This is a genomic window from Pontibacter litorisediminis, from assembly GCF_029360645.1.
In the GTDB taxonomy this organism is placed as follows: domain Bacteria; phylum Bacteroidota; class Bacteroidia; order Cytophagales; family Hymenobacteraceae; genus Pontibacter; species Pontibacter litorisediminis.
The window spans coordinates 45,975-60,081 of the sequence record NZ_JARDUA010000012.1 but is presented as its reverse complement, the minus strand read 5'-3'; the positions used below and the strand labels follow the sequence as shown (position 1 = coordinate 60,081).

Genomic DNA, 14,107 nt, shown 5'->3' with positions numbered 1-14,107 from the left:
AAGGTCCTTGAGGTAGCCGCGGAAGGCTTCGCCTTTTACAGCATCATCCTCATAGGCTTCGCGCGTAATCTCCACATCGGCTGCAATGCGCTCGCGCGCCTGCCTTAGCTTCAGGATCATGTCGGCATCCACACCTGCAGACATTGCCTCCAGTTGAAGCGCATCCAGCTCTCGGTAAAGCCGATCGAACTTAGGCGCATAGAGCAGGTGATAGCCTTTGTTTAGTGATCTGTCGGCGGCTTTGAACAACTCCTGTTCATACACCTGGCTTACTTCCTCCTCCTGCTTTTCTGTATTGGCCTTATTGCCCCACAGAGCAATCATAGTGGGCGCCAGCTGGTGAATGTTGCGCCTGTCCTCACCCTTCCTGTATTTGTTATGAAAGAGCATGAAGTACCACTTAGGCCTGAACTTGCCCCACCGCGTTACCACCTCGCGCTCCAGCTGGTACCGGGTATTCTTGCTGTTCACTATTGATACCGGGGCCTGAGCTGCGGCTGTGCAGGCGGTGCTAAGCAGGATAGTTAGGGATAGTATACACTGCTTTGCCATATCCTTACTTCTTTAGGGTTTCAAACTCATCCATCAGGGAGCTGATGATAGCCTTGCTGTTGTTAGGGTAGCGAAGCCCCAGCGGGTTGAGCGTCTTAAAAAGTCCGGCGTACTTGGCCACACGCATCTTCCTGCAGATAGAGTAGGCCAGCCCACGCATCACGCGCAGCTCATCGACCACGTGCCTGATCAGCGAGAGCCTGTCGGCGTTGGTCATCAGGTTGACATCAGTGCCTACCACGGCCACCTGATAGATATAGGTAAACAGGTCTGCCGATCTGTTAATCAGCTCCAGCTCTGTTTTGGCCGCAATGATCATCAGCTCATTGTCACCGCGGGCGATGTCAATCATCTGGCCCTGGTACTTGCCGATGTCCTGAGCGATACGGGAGGCGTACACAATGTTCTTGCTTTGCCCTACAATGCTCTGAACAGACTTAAGCGAGTTGTACATCTTTTGCTCCAGCTCCTTTATCTGCATCATCTTAAAGGCAATGTTCTGTTGCAGGCCCGCGATCTCCCCCTCCTTTTCTTTTATGTCTTTTAAGGCCGCCTGCTGCGCTGTGTGGTTTACCACGAGCGTAGACACTACCGCAGGGTCGAACACAACCTGCTGGGCCTGTGCGTGGCTACAGCACAGCAGTAGTAGCAGGCTCAGTAAGTACAGGTGTTGCTTCATAGCTGTAAGAGTTTACTTTGTTTACAAATTCACTGAGCTTCAGGCCGGACTGGTTCAGGTCATTTACAAATGCATCCAGCGCTTTCCGGAAGTCACCGAGTCGGGCGACATACGCCTGCACCGCTTCCTTCTCCCTTCGCTCAGTGGTGTAGGTCAGGTACTCATGCAATGATACTTCCACACCGTACACCTCGCCTGTGGCACCTCGCTTGATGTAGACCTCCTTAAAGCGGCCACGGCCTTCTTTGTTGTCTAGGTTGTTGATGGTGAAAATCTTGTTTTGCTCCACCTGGCTAAGCGAGAGCAGCGCGGCTATCTCCTCAAAATTATCTCTGAACTTTGTCTGGTCCAGTAGGCAAATGGTGTCGGAGTTATTAATGATGGAGTTCTTCACCACAGCATTGCCTATGATGTCGTCCAGCTCCTGCGTAACCACCACAGCCTCGCCCCAGAACTTGCGCACGGTCTTGTACACGTACAGTATGTAGCCGGCCATAAGAGGCGAGGCGATGGCTTTCCATGCCTCCTCAATGATAAGCGCCTTACGGTTTCGCTTGTGGCGCATCTTCTGCAGGAACACGTCCATGATGATAATGGTCGTGATCGGGAAAAGTATCTTATGCTCCTTGATGGCATCGATCTCGAAAACAATGAACTTCTCATCGAATAGCGCAGCATCCACCTCATTGTTGAGTATCTGGCCGTACTCCCCGCCCTTGCAGAATTTTTTGAGAATAAACCGGTAACTGGTCAGGTCGAAGGCTATGGCCTCCTCTTTTGTGATGTCCTGTATTTTAGCAATGGAGAAGTCATAGAAAGACTGAAAGCTCAGGTAGCTACTATCCCTGCCCATTTGGTAAAAGTCCTCATAGTAAGCCCCCACGACTGAGGAGAGCACACTGTCCTCAATCTGGTTCACCGAGCCGTCGGCCCCTTTCCAGAGCAGGCACACCAGCGACTTTAGGAACTCGCGCTTCTCTTCATTGTACTCCTGCCGGGAGATCCGGAAAGGGTTCATGGTAATCGGCTGCTCCTCCGAATAGGTGATGTACTTGCCGCCGTAGTACTGGCACAGGCCACTGTAGCTATGTCCGGTATCGACCAGAATCACATCGGTGTCCTGCAGCGCGTACTGCCTGATGAGGTGGTTCATGAAAAAGGACTTGCCGGAGCCCGAGGGGCCAAGCACAAACTTATTCCGGTTGTTCATGCGGTTGGTCTGGATAGGCACATCACTGGTATCTATGGCTACGGGTATGCCTTGCCGATCTGAGAAGTACACCTGAAAGCCCGATACCTCATCCTGAAGCAACCGCTCCTTGAACAGCAGGCACAGCGCAGCATCGGAGGTGGTTTGAAACCTGTCGTATGATTTCAGCTCCGATGTGTTACCCGGCAGCATGGCCCTGAACAACTCCATCTGGTTATAGGCATTGTACGAGGGAATGATGCCCTGGGAGAACAGCGCGCTCTCAATGTAGTTCACCGCCCTGTCTACCCGCTGCTCAGTGGATGAAAGCAGGATGTTGTAGTGGCCATAGACCAGCAGCTGGTTATTTTTTGCTATGTCAGCCATGACCTGGTCTATGTCTTCCACCGCAAGGTCATTGGCTGGGTCAGGCATGGAGGTGTGGCGCTTTCGCTTGGCCGTAAGCTTTGCTAATTCTGTGCGCTGGTCAGGTATTTGTATCACCTGGTTATAGACCACGCAATCCGTTGCAGGTACATGGTGCAGGAAGTGCAGCAGGTCCACCGGCAAATCAAAGCCCTGGCTGATGTTGGAGTGCGGGCTGATTACCGACGGTAGGTTAATCTCATCCACATCAATGAGCGATACGCTTTTTATCACTTTCTCACCTGACCGGAGCAGCTCAGGCTCTGCGCTGAAGTTGTTGATACCGAATACATCATTTGAGAAGTCAAAGGCCAGCAGTCGCCTTAAAAGCTCCTGTATCTCCGGCTCAGTCAGCACGTGCGGATCTAGGCCTCTACCCTCCAGCAGCTCCACTATTTTTGCGATGTTTCGATGGAAGGCTTTGAACTCCTTCTCGTCATAGGTAAAGAAGGCAGACCGCTTTACGTCCTTTGTTATGATGAGGTAAGTTGCTAGGTCGCGATACCCCCTCCCATCAAAAGCAGCGTTGTATTTCCGGCTCAGGAAGTCCTCCGAGCGCCGGGGCCTATAACGCTTGAGAGCAAACACATCTAGCTTCTGAATAGTATAGCCTGACCCGAGCAGCTTGACAATATTGGCAAAGAGCCGGTGAAAGCTGCTGTATGCGGAAGCATCAGCACTATACTGGAGCACGGGGTTTGTGATGCGAAGAAGCGCCGAGTGGTCGCCATTCTCATGGTAAAGGGTGTGGTGGTCATGCTGCCCTACGCCAATGTAAGGCACATGGAATTTCTTGTTCTTCATAACTTGGTCAGTCTGGTATACCCTTGGGGCACCAGAGCGGGCAGAGCCTGCGCCCTAGCGCCTGTATCGGGCGGGAACGATAAACACTCCTTCGGATCTGGACTTTGCGTGCAGCCCTTTCTTCTGCCTGCTGTTGGTGTAGAGCAGACCGGAGAGCGAGACTGTCAGCAGTGCCAGGAAGCCCGTCAGGAAGTTGACGGTAACGGTAAGGATGACGGCCGCCAGGAAGCCAGCCAGTATGCTGGCCAGCCCCCAATAGATGTAGCGGCCCTTCAGCGTTTTAAACACTATCGGCTGCTGAAGGCCTTTGTAAACACTGAAACTGTATGCCTGCCTGTCCCGGCTCATAGGCTTACACGCCGAAGAATGCCCTGACAACCACGCCTACCAGCATGAGGAACACGCACGAGCCCATCCAACCCATGATAGACTTCTGGGTGTCCTGGTCTCCTGAGTTCCACTTGATGAACACGCGCACGCCGCCTACGAAGCCTACAATGGCGCCAATGACAATGATGAGTGTACCGATGGGATCAATGTAAGTAGTGAGTTCTGAGGAGGCCGCATCGATACCTGCTACGCCCTGAGACATACCAGACTGAACAAAAGCCAGCATCGCCAACACGGAGAGTGTAAGTTTCTTTTTCATAAAGCTCGGTTTTGGTTTGTGATTAGAATATTGAACTGGAATAAGACTTTGCTTCTTTGATGAACTGCTCCAGTGGGATGCCCTGTCCCTCTACTTGCAGGGTGGGCGTTGGAGCTATGCTGATGGGTACGACTGGTTCCTCCTCTTCAAACTCATCATCTTCTTCGTACTCCACCTGCTCTTGGTGGTCTTCAATATCGTCGGGGTATTCTAGATCATAGGGCACTTCTGTGGGAGCCTCCTCATAGGCGGCCAGATCGTCAACGCTGTACTGCACGCCGCCAGCTGTGGCTCCTTTCTTCCTGCGACCAGCCATGAGGTCGTAAAGTATGTTGAGGGCGTAGTAGGCTGTATAGCCCAAAAGGATAACCGGAAGAAATACACTCCATGCCATAGCTCAATATTTAGGTTAAACACGATGCTTTATGCAGGGGCCGGCCTCACCGCCAAGCGAAGCTTCGGCTAGTCCAAAAGACTGTTGCTTTTTATATCGATCAGCTGTCGTATAGAGTCCTTATGCTTACTGAAAAACTCGCGAAGCAGGAAGCTCACTAACAGGCTGGATTTTATTTTTGCCTTCTTCCTGAGCAAATCGAGCACCTCAGCGCTCTCATTGTCGATGTAAACACTCCGCCTTTCAAATACCATCTCGGCTTTGGCGGACTCCAGTGCCTGGTGCACCTCAGGGAAACCTCCCTCTGATAGGATGCTGGTTAGATCAGGGGCCGCTTCATGTGCGGTAGGTTCTCCCTGCAGGCTTTCGTTTCTCAGGGATTCTTTAATCCTACCGAGTACTGGATTGTTCTTGTTTTTAGTCATACGATAAACCAATGTTTAAAGGTTGAGATATTTTAATACTTTATATAGTGATATTATTGTAACTAATTAAATATCATAGAAATACCTTAGAATATTATCGTGATGCATTTTCTTTCAGGTAGCTGCTGTAGATAAATTCAAATGCCTCTTGCACTATTTCCTTGGCCTCAGCCCCGATTGATACCGTATCGATGCGCTGCAAAGCCACACGCTCAGGTATTTCCGGTGCAATTTCTCCAAAGCTTGCCAGCGCCTGCCGTACCTTCTCTTTGATTTCGTACTTGATGGTTTTATTTAGCCTGGTAGGCAGAAACACGATCTTGTTATTGGGGTTCAGGTGACGTGCCACCCGGGCAAATACATGCGATGACTCAAACACGCTGCGCTCGTAGGCCATGGGGCAGATGATCAGGTCGGCGTCTTTCAGAACGGCAAGTATCGCATCGTCATCCAACCTGCCCGGCATGTCTATGATGACCTGCGTTTGGTCTTTCAATGCTGCTATGTCGGCTGCATAGCGGGGGTACTCCTCCAGCTCCATCTTCAGCACCTCATACAGCGACTCATTGTCGTACAGCTCACGGTCGCGCTCCCACTTGGAGAACACTGTTTCCTGCATATCCAGGTCGAAGAGCACCACCTCCTCGTTTTTCTCAAGGGTCAGGTAGTTGGCCAGCAATACGCAGCTGGTGGATTTACCCACTCCTCCCTTTTGGTTTGCGATTACAATTCTCATGGTATCGTTAGCGGTTTAGTTTTCTCTTGCGGCGCAGGGGCTCCTCCTCCTGCTTTCTGGCAGCAGAAGCTATCAGGCCCAGCAACCCAGCGGCTGCGCTCTGCTCTGGCTGCTCCTGCACTTCTATGCTTTGTGAGATCTCCCGAATGATGTCTTGCGAACGCCTCCGCTCAAAGGAGTCATCAATCTTTCGCCCTTCACTGTCAACTCGTGAGGAGACAATATGCACATGGTTGTTAACGGTGTCACTATGCAGGTAGATTAGGTAAGGGTTCTGGCTGTAGCCCATTCGCTGCAGGTACTGCTCAGCCATACGTAGTAGCTCCTCGCCTTCCATGGCATGCCCCTTACAGGAGATCACCGCATGGAACTGCGGCCGGTGTACCTTTCTCTCATTGTTTGCGGACTTGCTCCATAGCTGAAGGTAGGCTTTGATATCTGCTGTTGAGTTAACCAGGCGCTCCATGTCGAGCATACCAAAGTTCTCAGCAGCCAGCAATCGGGCTGTACCCCTTTCTACCTTTTCCTCATTGTAGCCCACCCCCGAGAAGGAGCTGGCAGAGGAAAGTATCTTTACAATCATAGCAGAAGGTATTATGGTTATGCATAATGCGCACTGCGCAGTAAGGCCTGCGGCTTACGGGTTACGCAATGCGCACTGCGTACTTTACTTTGCTGCACGAAGGAAGGCGCGTATGGCCTTCACATACTCTTCTTCAATTTGGATAAGCTCTGCAAAGCTCCTGTTGAAGTCCTGCAGTACTTGCTCGCTTAGGATATTATGCTTCTCCAGTAGCCGCACGTAGCGCGCCACCTGGTTTATGTCTGTGCCTATCTTTTTAAGGGCTGCGCCTGTGCGATTTGCCACCACAAACAACTCTTTGGGATTATAGTCCGTGTCCCCGGAGAATAGTCTGGCGCGAATGTAGGCGCTCAGGTCGGTGTACCCGGCATCAGCCGCGAGTGTGTCCAGATCCTTCCGCTCATCATCGGTGAACCTGATCTTGTAGGTGTTGTCTCTCGGGTTCTCTGAACGGGGCCTGCCGCCTTTTGGCTTCCAGTTTTCATCATACCCTTGCTGTTCCATAGTCCTGCTACGGCACCACCTCCTGTAAAGGTTTCTGTACCCACATAAACACATCTTGCAAAACAGATTCCGCACTAACCGGCCCCTGCAGAAATAAACTTACCTGTTTTATTAACCGGCACACATTTCCAATCCTATACTATGTCGGGTTTGTCAGAAAATATTTTGATTTTTTTCACCGATTTCGGGCATTTGCCCAACCTGCCGACTATTTATCTATGAGGCCTGAAAGAAAATTGAAAATAACTGCCAAGGGGCTGAGCATAACCTGATATATAAAATGGTAGGGCGCGCCACATTATGCACTAGAAAGGAGAACGAAATGATAGACTTCAACAAATTGGTAAAAGGCGTATGCCTGGTGCTAGCTTTGGTGATCATGCTGGTAGCTGTTAGCATGGGACTGGTAGAGTTTGCCGGCATGATGGTTGGGTTGGTTGTGACGATGATCACCAAACTATAACCAGTTGCCGAAGAGGCAGAGGGAGGCGCTTGCTCAGTGAATGGGCGGCGCCTCTACTTACTTCATGTTTGAAGTAAGTAGATAAAAATAAAGGCACTTGATTTATACTTTGAATGTATTACATCTTAAACTGCCTTCCCATTTTGGGGTGGTATGGCTCCACAGACTTTTGAAGTAGATGGTAAAATGGGGGTGGATCTTTCCTGCCAGGCTGAAACGAAACATTCTCTGCTTGCTTATAGTCGGCCGAGCTTATTTTTGTCCAATCAACTCGGTACCCAGCATTGCGTGCTAAAATAGAAAACAGCACTTTTATGGTGCGGGTATTACCCTCTCTGAATGGGTGAATAGCATTAAGTTCCTCCAGGTAGTAAGCGCCCCTGTGCAGGAATGTTTCCAGATCAGCGCCCTTAAGACCTTTCTCAGCCTTCAGCTCATCGAAAAGGTGATTAGCATAGGGACCAATCATGCTTGGCACAGCATGCACTGCATTCCCTTTTGATATCATCACGCTCCGTATCTCACCGGCCCATGTGTAGACCGTTCCAAATGTTTCCCTGTGGACACGCTGCCAAAGGTCCAGATTTATCGTCTGACGCCCCTTAAGGTTAGTTGAAAACTTATTGAGGTTCATTCTCCAATGGTTAAGCTCTATGAAGTCCAGCTGCGCCTTATCTTGGATATTGAATTTATTAATCAGTACATCAGTGCCAGAGTAGCAGTACGGATCAGTCATTATAGGTACATGAGGTTAAACAGCTCAATTTGCTCATCTGAAGTAATCTTACCCTCTACCCACAGCTTGTCCAATTCATGTGTAAAGGTAGTTGGCTCCCACCCTTCACAGGCCGCAATATGGTTAGTTTGCCTAACATGTTTGCTGCGCTCCATAACGCTGTTCAAAGGAATACTAGCCAAACGTGCCTTATACTGCTCTAAGAGCTGTAGCGCCTTGCGCTGCTTAGTAATGAGACGATGGCTATTCAGTTGCTTATGCAGAAAGTCTAAGTAATCAACAGCTGAATAGTGCTTGTGCTGATTAGCAGCCTCTATAGCTTTAACTAGATATTCCTCCTCTGAGGAGTTAACTCGTAAGTTCTCGATGGTGATCGTCGTGCCATCCCCTAAGTTTGCTGTTAATTTTATCATGTGTTTTTTTACGCTCCAAACCTTAACAAGGTACCTGTAATGCTATGTTTATAACAAGGTAAATGACCATTACGTGCCCTTATAACTTTGATGCCGGAATGCGGTGGCTCCACTTAAGATCCCTTGTACATAAGCACAATCTATGGCAGCTATCATAAAGTCCGCTCTCAATAAGTTTCTCCCTCCAAAGTCTGTACTTCTGTTCAAAGCAGATTAAAGCATTCTTTTGCTAACGGTGTAGTAGCTTATTGGAGTTGAGGTATTGGCTATTTCATATTGCAGCTTGCAGAGGTAGTCAGTGATACTGGGTATCACCTTAATATAACTAGCTAATACTCTTCTACCTCACCTTTCTTCCTCGCCGAATTCAAGCAGCAAAAAGCTCCAACTGGCCTTCCTGGCAGAAGCGGTTGTTGAACTTTGGTTTTAGGGTTTGGATGTAGTGCCGCTCCAGGCGCAAAACCTGTTCCTTGTTCTCGTATTCCTGCAGGTAGATCTGAGAGGCCTCCGTACACTTGGCCTTGTGCTTGGCCATACGCCAGAAGATGTTGCTCGTCTCCCCTACATACACACAGACACCCGCCTCCATAATAAAATACAGGAAGTAGGATGTGTTGTCCCGCACATACCGCAGGTGCCTGTATTCCCGAAGCACCTCTCTCCTGCTGAGTATTTTGGAATCAGCTTGAATCATCTGTTCTTGAGGTACGGTTTACCCTTAAAGTATTCCTTTAGAATGTACTCCACGAAATCGGATTTGCTTCTGTACATCTCATGCAGGGTACCTTTGTCGATGTAGTCTTCCAGCACCTCATCTACAAAGAAAGTGATGCGTTTCCTGTTGGATTCTTTCTTTCGCTTGGGGGGCACAGGTACAGGCACCTCCCCCTCCGCAGGATCAGTGGCTGACTCAGCGGCCCTTACACCATGAAGCTTACCTAGTACGTTATCAAACCGCTTTGAATCTTTAGTTGCCATAAAAGAGGTATTCTATTTTTAGTCACACAAACATAATACTTTATTAACTATTAATAAATTATTATTTATTAATAATCTCTTGCGTTAACTCCCTGTAATCTTTTGCCCCATTAGAATCAGGCGCATAGGAAAACACATCCTGGCTCATCACCAGGCATTCGTTTAAAGCCACGTTCGTACGTATTGCCGTTCGCATAACTTTGTCTCCTAACTGTTCCTGTGCTTCCTTCACAATGGTTTTACCCAAGATTGTCTGGGCATTTTTAGAATGATTGGTAAAGAACAACCCTCCTAATTTAAGCTTTGGGTTCAGCTCTTCTTCCACAATGATGTCAATTGTTTCCAACATTTTATCCAGTCCTTTCCAAGCGAAAGGTTCAGCAGCCATCGGTATATATACTTCATCTGAGGCGATCAAAGCATTTACTGTGTAGATACCCAATGATGGCGGACAGTCAATGATCACGTAGTCATACTTATCCTTCACCTTCTTTAGGACTGACCGTAACTTAGCAGCTCCAGCAACGGAATGCGCAACTGCATTCTCTCTTGATATCAGGGAGTGCCCAGAGTAGGCAATGTCTACTCCGTTTGCATCGCGAATAACGGCCGTGATTTTACAGTTATCCAAAAGCGCATCAGATATATTCCACTCCTCTCTGGAAGAGATGCCCACGGAAGTTGTTAAATTAGCCTGCGCATCTAGATCCACAAGCAACACCTGCTTCCCCATTTCCTTCAAAGCGTATCCAATCCCTAGTGCGCTGGTCGTTTTCGCCACCCCCCCCTTTGCATTTACAATAGATATCACTTTCGTCATACGGCTCTTAAATTATTAATTTTATTAACTATTATCAATTTATTAATTATTGCTAACATTACTAATCTTGTAAGTATATTAAGTCTAGTCAATATTAACAAATTATTCAGAGGCTTTACTTTATTAAGTTTTATTAAAAACATCCCGAAAGAAGCGTTCTATAAGCATGGACCTCTTTGCTATTATTAATTTTATTGTCTTTATTAACTTTGTTGACTGGAAAGCTCAACTACACGCTCCTGTGGCACTGCATTCATAGTCGCAGCAACTCTTCCACGAATTACAATTTATTAACAGTTAATAAATTGTTAATAAAAAATACTATTAATAATATACTCACTTTTAATAAACCATTTTATAAGAAGTCATAGCCTTTGCAAAGCCGGGCATGAACAGCAGTCAGGTGGTTTGTTTAGAGCTTGTTCTAACTTCAAGCGTTACCCAAACTCGCCAAGTAACCTGGGTCAGTAAAAGACCCAGGTTACTTGGCGAGCAATTTTATCTTGCATATAAGACAAAGGTTTAAAAGAACGTATCGAAGCCAGGTATCCCACTGCCAGATTGGCTATCAGGAAAGGGAAGAAGCTGACAAGTAGAATTTAACTACATGCCCTGCACCGCCGGGTATCGTAGCATCAGAGGCGCATGAGCGGGCTAGTTGAAAGTAGAAAAGCTAGAGTGTGGCAAACACGTTGCTTTGCTGGCTATTGTTGTACCCAGGGCAACGGCTCCTGAGACATGCTCTAGGTATTTCATTTCACTTAACAGTTAGTAATTTATTAACTTTATTAAGTTTAATAATTCACTTCAAGATATTAAGTTTATTAACTTTAGCTGTAGATGTACTGCGCATACCATTAGCAGGGTTCTTTATTTTGTGTTCTTCGCAATCTTGTTGTCCAAGTGTTTGGCAAACCATTCTGATTCCGAGGTAAAAGTGAGAGTGTTTCTATTTGTGGAAAACCAGTTATTAGCTTTCGTGATGATTATAGGAGGGAGCTGGCTGATATAATTTTTTATTTGATCTTCTGTAAACCCATATTTATCCCTCATAATTCGGATAGCATTAGCGGTGACTTTGTCTGTCCCACTAGATGGGGTAGGGGAGGAGGAGAATAAGTTTTGCTGCAATGCCTTCGGGGCTGCATTTGCAGAGTCCGGAGCAGCGGAAGGTAATACACTGATCGTCTTGACTAAATAAAAGGTAATGGAGTCTGCGTTCCGGCCTTTTTTATTTATCTTATAATCAAAGGCCATATCGGTATCCATAAGTTCTTCCTTAGCTGTATCTAAAATACGCCTTTTGAACTCTGCAAACAGCGGGTACTTTACGATCCTTATTCTTTCCCCTTCCGGTAAACCCGATCTTTTGGCTTCATCCTCATTCAGCTCCAGATCCAGTCCCAGCATCAACCGTAATTGCTTGTATTTTATAGTTGTTGGTTTATCCCTGAATAGCCCCTGCTTGATAAACATATAGATTCTGTAAGCCTGTATGGTTTTAAGGCTTAACAGCTGCTCCAACTCGGCCTGGGTGTAGTTACCCTTCAAGTCCAGTAAGTAGGGGGCCAGGTCATTATTGATCTTGGTAATGATGTACTTGCTATCCTGAGTGTAGCTTACCGTTGGAAAGATCACCATGCTCAGATAGTTTCTCTTCATCTTCCCTGTTTTATCAGGAGATTGGCTTTCTACCTTGAATTTGATTTCCTGCAGCTCTGTCGCCAGTTTTGCCACCTGTTTGAAATTTCTTCCTCCTTTCGATGCATAGAGCGCGTCTATTGGGATTTTTACATGGGTAAGTTCCTTATCGTCTTTATGTATATGCCCCAAGGCATAAATGAAAGCCCGTAACTGCACCGTTGGAATATCGAAATAACTATTTATTAGGTTATTATGCTGTGTAACAATCTTGTTAGGCTGTCTTACAGGAATATTTAGCAGGTCACTCATAGCAAAAAGTTTAACTGTCTAAATATATGTATTATATTTATAAGTAGTACATATATGGATCTAAATCCGTCGGCTTCTCTTACTGAAGCACGCGGAAGTGGGATTCTGTACATATATGGGATTCTGACCATGTGTTTTTGGGATGGTGTACATACCAAGATGGGATTCTGTACATATAAGGTGGGATTTTGTACAGCTTCTAGTGGGATTATGTACAGCTATTTGGCTTTAATCAACTTGCTTTCAAGTAGTTACCCCTATGTTAATAAGTAATAATAGTATAAAATAAAAAAATAAAATAAAGAGAACTTAGTTCTTTTTACATCTTTTTTGAATCCAATGTATTAGAAATAACTTAAAATGATTCAAGGGAGTGGGATTCTGTACATATAATGCATCAATTTAAGGCCTCTGGGATAGATAATAAAGTAGACTTCCGCAGTGGGATTTTGTACATGTATACTGCAGATAACGCCTATGTTTTAAATTAAATATGCGCACTTAAAATGCTTATAATGAGGAGATTATATTTAATAAAAAGGGCTTACAAGATGCTGAAATACCTTTTATGACAGGAGTACATGTAAAAGACAATACCATAGAATAATCGGTTCTGGCGTAGTGGGATTTAGTACATATATCCTTTCATCCTAGTTCAAGAAAAACGTGCTTTTGTATATTTTATGTAATTGATTATTAGGCTATTATAAAATAATTTAGCAACCATAATTATTCGCTTCTCGCTTTTTGAAAAGCAGTACATATAAGAGCCAAGGAATACGTTCAGCAGATTCAGGATAGATCATGTAGCCCTCTTTTCAAAGTTCAACAACGTTATCGTTTATTCTTTAAAGCAAGAGTTAGGAAAACTCACAGCGGAGAACAGGTAGGGGAGAGGCGTCCTGCCATGACTATAGACTTTGTAGAGGTAAGGAAGAGTCCTCAGTATTGATACATCTTACTTATTCCGTTCTTCAGCAGAATTTGAGTAGAGTGAACGCTGGAGGCGGACATGTAGTCTTTGCACCGTAATAGAAAAGAATTTTTTCCCGCGTCGTGTCGTAAACCCATAGCTATTCAGACGATCAGCGATATCTTGGTAAGCCATACCCTTTTCCCGATACATCTGGATCAGTTCCGTGGCCTGCCGGTTGGCTTTGTGCGAGGCCGCGTTTTCCTGACGCACCTGGAGCCCCTTGGTCCTGGCTCCATGGGTCAGGTTCTCCGGCGTACCCAGGGCAAAACCCTGCAGTTTCTTTTGCTGGAGTGCGGCCCGGGTCCGGGTACTGATCAACTCCCGCTCATGCTGGGCCAGCACGGCGAAGATACCAATGGTCAGGGTATTGGCGTCGGGCATGTCCACGGCAAGAAAGTCCACGTGGCTGTCGCGCAGCCTGAAGATAAACCCGGCATTACGACTGAGGCGGTCCAGCTTGGCAATCAGCAGCTGGGCCTGCTCCCGTTTGGCCAGGGCAATGGCCGCCTCCAGCTCAGGCCTATCGTTCTTCTTGCCGCTCTCCACCTCGATGTGCTCGGCAAGGAGCATGTCGCCGGCCTTCAGGAAACCCTTCACCATCTCGCGCTGCGAGTCCAGGCCCAGCCCGCTCTGGCCCTGCTTCTTGGTGGAGACCCGGTAGTAGGCCACGTACTTCATCTTCGCTACTCCTTATTATATAGGTGAAACTCGGGGGCAAAGATACCTATAACCTTTTACAAACGTGCGTTTGTAAAACGTTATAGGTACACAAAAGTGTGAAACTGCACCTGGCGTTGTCTCCTGATTCACTAACTATTGTCCCTTTT

At 47.0% G+C, this 14,107-nt stretch carries 18 protein-coding genes; 1 reads left to right on the top strand and 17 read right to left on the bottom strand.

Annotated features, from left to right (window positions below):
- From PXG97_RS21400 to PXG97_RS21355, 10 genes are all read right to left on the bottom strand, one after another.
- The coding region (locus PXG97_RS21400) for a hypothetical protein (RefSeq protein ID WP_276499892.1) at window positions 1-552 on the bottom strand (552 nt) is incomplete at its 3' end.
- A 4-nt stretch (window positions 553-556) separates the two neighbouring features.
- Entirely contained in the window at window positions 557-1,231 is a 675-nt protein-coding gene (locus tag PXG97_RS21395; protein WP_276499891.1) for a plasmid transfer protein, read from the bottom strand.
- The gene (locus tag PXG97_RS21390; RefSeq protein ID WP_276499890.1) at window positions 1,182-3,650 is read right to left on the bottom strand and encodes a TraG family conjugative transposon ATPase; all 2,469 of its coding nucleotides are present in this window, start codon (window positions 3,648-3,650) and stop codon (window positions 1,182-1,184) included. The genes PXG97_RS21395 and PXG97_RS21390 overlap by 50 nt, the downstream gene beginning before the upstream one ends.
- A 54-nt stretch (window positions 3,651-3,704) precedes the next feature.
- Window positions 3,705-3,998, bottom strand: a complete 294-nt coding sequence (locus PXG97_RS21385; protein WP_276499889.1) for a DUF4133 domain-containing protein — start codon at window positions 3,996-3,998, stop codon at window positions 3,705-3,707.
- A 4-nt stretch (window positions 3,999-4,002) separates the two neighbouring features.
- The gene (locus PXG97_RS21380) at window positions 4,003-4,299 is read right to left on the bottom strand and encodes a DUF4134 domain-containing protein (protein WP_276499888.1); all 297 of its coding nucleotides are present in this window, start codon (window positions 4,297-4,299) and stop codon (window positions 4,003-4,005) included.
- Between the two features lie 22 nt (window positions 4,300-4,321).
- Window positions 4,322-4,693, bottom strand: a complete 372-nt coding sequence (locus PXG97_RS21375) for a hypothetical protein (protein ID WP_276499887.1) — start codon at window positions 4,691-4,693, stop codon at window positions 4,322-4,324.
- A gap of 68 nt (window positions 4,694-4,761) precedes the next feature.
- Window positions 4,762-5,118: a hypothetical protein gene (locus PXG97_RS21370; protein WP_276499886.1), complete on the bottom strand. Its 357-nt coding sequence runs from the start codon at window positions 5,116-5,118 to the stop codon at window positions 4,762-4,764.
- Between the two features lie 94 nt (window positions 5,119-5,212).
- Window positions 5,213-5,854 (bottom strand): ParA family protein, encoded by a 642-nt coding sequence (locus tag PXG97_RS21365; protein ID WP_276499885.1) that lies wholly within the window; start codon window positions 5,852-5,854, stop codon window positions 5,213-5,215.
- Window positions 5,855-5,861: 7 nt separating this feature from the next.
- On the bottom strand, window positions 5,862-6,437 hold the full coding sequence (locus tag PXG97_RS21360) for a relaxase/mobilization nuclease domain-containing protein (protein WP_276499884.1): 576 nt from the start codon (window positions 6,435-6,437) through the stop codon (window positions 5,862-5,864).
- An 84-nt stretch (window positions 6,438-6,521) separates the two neighbouring features.
- Window positions 6,522-6,941, bottom strand: a complete 420-nt coding sequence (locus PXG97_RS21355) for a plasmid mobilization protein (protein ID WP_276499883.1) — start codon at window positions 6,939-6,941, stop codon at window positions 6,522-6,524.
- A 322-nt stretch (window positions 6,942-7,263) separates the two neighbouring features.
- Here PXG97_RS21355 and PXG97_RS21350 point away from each other — a divergent pair, with 322 nt between their 5' ends.
- Complete coding sequence (locus PXG97_RS21350) at window positions 7,264-7,404, top strand: hypothetical protein (protein ID WP_276499882.1); 141 nt, start codon at window positions 7,264-7,266, stop codon at window positions 7,402-7,404.
- A 118-nt stretch (window positions 7,405-7,522) separates the two neighbouring features.
- On the opposite strand, the gene PXG97_RS21345 is transcribed toward PXG97_RS21350, so the two are convergent.
- The 7 genes from PXG97_RS21345 to PXG97_RS21315 form a co-directional block, all read right to left on the bottom strand.
- Window positions 7,523-8,140, bottom strand: a complete 618-nt coding sequence (locus PXG97_RS21345) for a Fic/DOC family protein (protein ID WP_276499881.1) — start codon at window positions 8,138-8,140, stop codon at window positions 7,523-7,525.
- Window positions 8,140-8,553 carry an antitoxin VbhA family protein gene (locus PXG97_RS21340; protein WP_276499880.1) on the bottom strand — a complete coding sequence of 138 codons (414 nt, stop codon included), beginning with the start codon at window positions 8,551-8,553 and terminating at the stop codon, window positions 8,140-8,142. The genes PXG97_RS21345 and PXG97_RS21340 overlap by 1 nt, the downstream gene beginning before the upstream one ends.
- Window positions 8,554-8,920: 367 nt before the next feature.
- A complete protein-coding gene (locus tag PXG97_RS21335) occupies window positions 8,921-9,247 on the bottom strand; it encodes a GIY-YIG nuclease family protein (RefSeq protein ID WP_276499879.1) in 327 nt (108 codons plus the stop codon).
- The gene (locus PXG97_RS21330) at window positions 9,244-9,531 is read right to left on the bottom strand and encodes a hypothetical protein (RefSeq protein WP_276499878.1); all 288 of its coding nucleotides are present in this window, start codon (window positions 9,529-9,531) and stop codon (window positions 9,244-9,246) included. The genes PXG97_RS21335 and PXG97_RS21330 overlap by 4 nt, the downstream gene beginning before the upstream one ends.
- 61 nt (window positions 9,532-9,592) lie before the next feature.
- Entirely contained in the window at window positions 9,593-10,351 is a 759-nt protein-coding gene (locus PXG97_RS21325; protein ID WP_276499877.1) for a ParA family protein, read from the bottom strand.
- 870 nt (window positions 10,352-11,221) lie between these two features.
- Complete coding sequence (locus PXG97_RS21320) at window positions 11,222-12,304, bottom strand: replication initiation protein (RefSeq protein ID WP_276499876.1); 1,083 nt, start codon at window positions 12,302-12,304, stop codon at window positions 11,222-11,224.
- Window positions 12,305-13,262: 958 nt separating this feature from the next.
- Window positions 13,263-13,958, bottom strand: coding sequence for a recombinase family protein (locus PXG97_RS21315; protein ID WP_276499875.1), 696 nt, complete (start codon window positions 13,956-13,958; stop codon window positions 13,263-13,265).
- Between the last annotated feature and the right edge of the window lie 149 nt (window positions 13,959-14,107).

Bases quoted from the DNA above. Each gene is read 5' to 3' on its own strand.
- PXG97_RS21395 (WP_276499891.1), bottom strand. From the start codon at position 1,231: ATGAAGCAACACCTGTACTTACTGAGCCTGCTACTACTGCTGTGCTGT.
- PXG97_RS21390 (WP_276499890.1), bottom strand. From the start codon at position 3,650: ATGAAGAACAAGAAATTCCATGTGCCTTACATTGGCGTAGGGCAGCAT.
- PXG97_RS21385 (WP_276499889.1), bottom strand. From the start codon at position 3,998: ATGAGCCGGGACAGGCAGGCATACAGTTTCAGTGTTTACAAAGGCCTT.
- PXG97_RS21380 (WP_276499888.1), bottom strand. From the start codon at position 4,299: ATGAAAAAGAAACTTACACTCTCCGTGTTGGCGATGCTGGCTTTTGTT.
- PXG97_RS21375 (WP_276499887.1), bottom strand. From the start codon at position 4,693: ATGGCATGGAGTGTATTTCTTCCGGTTATCCTTTTGGGCTATACAGCC.
- PXG97_RS21370 (WP_276499886.1), bottom strand. From the start codon at position 5,118: ATGACTAAAAACAAGAACAATCCAGTACTCGGTAGGATTAAAGAATCC.
- PXG97_RS21365 (WP_276499885.1), bottom strand. From the start codon at position 5,854: ATGAGAATTGTAATCGCAAACCAAAAGGGAGGAGTGGGTAAATCCACC.
- PXG97_RS21360 (WP_276499884.1), bottom strand. From the start codon at position 6,437: ATGATTGTAAAGATACTTTCCTCTGCCAGCTCCTTCTCGGGGGTGGGC.
- PXG97_RS21355 (WP_276499883.1), bottom strand. From the start codon at position 6,941: ATGGAACAGCAAGGGTATGATGAAAACTGGAAGCCAAAAGGCGGCAGG.
- PXG97_RS21350 (WP_276499882.1), top strand. From the start codon at position 7,264: ATGATAGACTTCAACAAATTGGTAAAAGGCGTATGCCTGGTGCTAGCT.
- PXG97_RS21345 (WP_276499881.1), bottom strand. From the start codon at position 8,140: ATGACTGATCCGTACTGCTACTCTGGCACTGATGTACTGATTAATAAA.
- PXG97_RS21340 (WP_276499880.1), bottom strand. From the start codon at position 8,553: ATGATAAAATTAACAGCAAACTTAGGGGATGGCACGACGATCACCATC.
- PXG97_RS21335 (WP_276499879.1), bottom strand. From the start codon at position 9,247: ATGATTCAAGCTGATTCCAAAATACTCAGCAGGAGAGAGGTGCTTCGG.
- PXG97_RS21330 (WP_276499878.1), bottom strand. From the start codon at position 9,531: ATGGCAACTAAAGATTCAAAGCGGTTTGATAACGTACTAGGTAAGCTT.
- PXG97_RS21325 (WP_276499877.1), bottom strand. From the start codon at position 10,351: ATGACGAAAGTGATATCTATTGTAAATGCAAAGGGGGGGGTGGCGAAA.
- PXG97_RS21320 (WP_276499876.1), bottom strand. From the start codon at position 12,304: ATGAGTGACCTGCTAAATATTCCTGTAAGACAGCCTAACAAGATTGTT.
- PXG97_RS21315 (WP_276499875.1), bottom strand. From the start codon at position 13,958: ATGAAGTACGTGGCCTACTACCGGGTCTCCACCAAGAAGCAGGGCCAG.